We start from the raw sequence: 2,865 nt of genomic DNA on the forward strand, positions 1-2,865 counted from the left end.
CGAAAGTCCAGACAGGCGGCCGTGCCGGCCCGTTGCATGTACCCCAGCGACCGCTCCATCGCACTCACGAGGTCGTCGCGGGAGGCCGCACGGAGCAGCCGGTGTTTCAGCCCGTCCGGCGGGGCGACGAGTTCCTCGAGCGAGAGGCCGCCGCCGGCCTCCTTGGCGATCGAATCGCCGATGTGGGTGTGGGCGTTGACGAACGCCGGGAGGACGATGTCGTCGCTCTCGACCGTCGTTTCCTCGATGGCCTCGATGCGGCCGTCGTCGTCGATGACCACCCGTCCCTCGACGGGGTCGAACTCACGGCCGCGGAGAATCGTACCCGTTCGTTCCATACGAACCAGTTCGGGGCCAGTGCCTTCAACGGCAACGGTTCGCGGCGTCACCGGATCGGTCGGGACGAAGCTGAGTATCAGGCCGATTCGTCGTCGATCTCGAGGGGTTCGAACACCACGGCGATCAGGCCCGACAGGACGAACAGGCAGAGCCCGACGACGACAGCGGAGACCGATCTGTCGACGGTTCCGATTCCGATGATCCCGCTCGCCCAGCCGACCAGCGCGACCGCGATCGCAGTCGAAACGACGAGCAGTGTCAGAAGCTGAACGATGAATTTACTCATCGCGTCGTTCTCTCCGCCGAACGTGGATAAGCCGCGAGCCTGAAGTAGCTACCACGATCCCCCTCGCTCGAGCGGGTGGGAGCCGCGGGAGCGGCCCGCCTCAGACGGTTTGCTGTAACGATTTATCGGCGCAACCGCGAACTGTCCTGCGATTGCGCCGGAACTGACTGACAGCAGTCCGTCTCAGTCCACGAACTGATCCAGCGTCGCGTCCATCCCGTCTCGGACCTCGCTGACCAGCGCGCCGTCGATGTCCAGCCCGAGCACCTGGACGGCGGCCCGACCGACTCGGTCGCGCAGTTCGGGCGGCGAGTAGACCCCGAGCCGCCACTGGGAGTACTGCGCCGCCCGCAGGGCTTCGACCAGCGGCGACTGCTGTCCCAGTTGCCGGATCTCGCCGTTGACCATCACGCGCGTCGTCGACTCCGTCATCGAGGGCCGACTCGGCACGTCGAGGATGACGTGAGCCGGCTCGACGCCCGCCCGATCGCTGATCTCGCGCTCGAACGCTCGGATCGTCTCGTGGTCGGCCTCGATGATCCCGCCCGGAACGTCGTCGATCTCGGCCCACACCGCACGCTTGAACAGATCGCGCTGATCCAGTCGCCGGGAGAACTCGTCGGTCGCCTCGCACGAGCGCAGCGCGACGATCAGGTCGTGATCGTCCATCCGCTGGAGCGTCTCGGCGTCGACGTCGGCCGCGGGCGTATCCAGCAGCCGTTCGCCGGCCCGCCGCAACATTGCCTTGCATATTCGGGCGACGCTGTGACTGTAGACGGTCGGATTCATCAGCGCCCGGGCGACCAGCAGGCTCTCGGCGGTCTGGACGTTCCCCTCGTCGAGGACGAGTTCGCCGTCGGCGAACGTCAGCTCCCGAACGAGACGGCCGTGATCGATCGTCCCGTAGGGGACCCCCGTGTGGTGTGCGTCCCGCACCAGGTAATCCATCCGATCGACGTCGAGTTCGCCGGAAACTACCTGACCGAACCGCCCCTCACCGGCGACCAGGTCCGCTATCGTGGCCGGCTCGAGACCGTGCTCCCGTAACACCTCGCCGACTGTCCCGTCCGCGAGCAGCTCGTGAACGTCATCGTGGTATCGGCCGGTTCGCCGGTAGGTCAGCGACTCGAGGTTGTGGCTGAAGGGGCCGTGGCCCACGTCGTGGAGCAGGGCCGCGGCGTGGACCTGCGCGGCTCGCTTCCCGTCGACGTTGAGATGCTCGAGCGCTTCGCAGGCGAGGTGGTAGACGCCGAGACTGTGCTCGAAGCGGGTGTGGTTGGCCGACGGATAGACCAGCGAGACGGTCCCGAGCTGACTGATATTCCGGAGCCGCTGTACCGCGGGCGTATCGAGCAGGTCGCGAGCGACCCCGTCGATCTGGATGTGGTCGTGGACGCTGTCCTTGATGACCTTCATTGGTCGTCATTGGGCCGGTTCGTACAAAAACGGTCGTCCGAACGACGGGTCTCGAGTTGCGTATCCCGGCTCAAAGACTACCGGCGTAGCCGCGGTAGGGTCCAACGCACGATGACTGATCTGACGATCCCCCCTGACGCCGACACGGATCGGACCAGAGCGCTCGTTCGGGACCACGTCGAAATCGGCGACACCGTCGAGGTTCGAAACGAGGAGCGGACGGAGGACCACCAGACCGACGTTACCGGCGAAGTGACGGGACTCGAGGCCGACTACCTCGAGATCGACGGTCAGTCTCCCGAGAACGGGGGCGTCCGATACGACGAGATTCACACGGTGTCCAAAATCGAGTCGGCGTAGGCGAGTACGTCAGGCTCGGTCACTCCGAGCGTTGTGGACGGATCGGACCCGACCAGCGATGGGACGCTCTGTCCGCGGCACGCTCATTCGTTGACGAGCAACAGCTTTCCGCGGAAGTCCCCGTTCTGGCCGCGTCGATGTGCGTCGGCGGCCTCGTCGAAGGCGAAGCGCTCGTCGATATGTGGCGCGACCGCGCCGTCGTCGACGAGGGCCGCGATTTCCGCGAGTTCCTCGCCGATGCGCTCCTGTCGATCGCCGAGGAGAACCGGCAGAATGACGAGCACGACGCCGAGTTCGAGTGAGTTCGCGTGCATGGGCGCGAGATCCAGTCCCTCGGCCGCGCTCGACTCGGTCGTCACGACGCTGCCGTAGGGCCGGACCGCCTCGAACGCCGTCTCGAGGTGCTCGTCCCCGACCGGATCGACGACGACGTCGAGGCCGGCTCCCCCGGCGTGCTCGTCGAC

General features: G+C 66.3%; 4 protein-coding genes and 1 pseudogene. 1 reads left to right on the plus strand and 4 read right to left on the minus strand.

Annotation, left to right across the window (positions count from 1 at the left end):
- The 3 genes and pseudogenes from PGX04_RS32000 to PGX04_RS32010 form a co-directional block, all read right to left on the minus strand.
- Nucleotides 1-338: pseudogene (locus PGX04_RS32000) on the minus strand (amidohydrolase family protein); the annotation flags it as partial.
- 77 nt (nucleotides 339-415) lie between these two features.
- Nucleotides 416-625: a hypothetical protein gene (locus tag PGX04_RS32005; RefSeq protein ID WP_273742164.1), complete on the minus strand. Its 210-nt coding sequence runs from the start codon at nucleotides 623-625 to the stop codon at nucleotides 416-418.
- Nucleotides 626-808: 183 nt separating this feature from the next.
- Nucleotides 809-2,041 (minus strand): HD domain-containing protein, encoded by a 1,233-nt coding sequence (locus tag PGX04_RS32010; protein ID WP_273742165.1) that lies wholly within the window; start codon nucleotides 2,039-2,041, stop codon nucleotides 809-811.
- Nucleotides 2,042-2,152: 111 nt separating this feature from the next.
- Here PGX04_RS32010 and PGX04_RS32015 point away from each other — a divergent pair, with 111 nt between their 5' ends.
- Nucleotides 2,153-2,401, plus strand: a complete 249-nt coding sequence (locus PGX04_RS32015; protein WP_273742166.1) for a hypothetical protein — start codon at nucleotides 2,153-2,155, stop codon at nucleotides 2,399-2,401.
- An 83-nt stretch (nucleotides 2,402-2,484) separates the two neighbouring features.
- Here the strand turns inward: PGX04_RS32015 and PGX04_RS32020 are convergent.
- Nucleotides 2,485-2,865, minus strand: a 381-nt coding sequence (locus PGX04_RS32020) for a zinc-binding dehydrogenase (protein WP_273742167.1), incomplete at its 5' end; no start/stop codon positions are given.

The organism is Natrinema soli (genome assembly GCF_028618695.1).

Coding starts and splice junctions, on each gene's coding strand:
- PGX04_RS32005 (WP_273742164.1), bottom strand. CDS start 625: ATGAGTAAATTCATCGTTCAGCTTCTGACACTGCTCGTCGTTTCGACT.
- PGX04_RS32010 (WP_273742165.1), bottom strand. CDS start 2,041: ATGAAGGTCATCAAGGACAGCGTCCACGACCACATCCAGATCGACGGG.
- PGX04_RS32015 (WP_273742166.1), top strand. CDS start 2,153: ATGACTGATCTGACGATCCCCCCTGACGCCGACACGGATCGGACCAGA.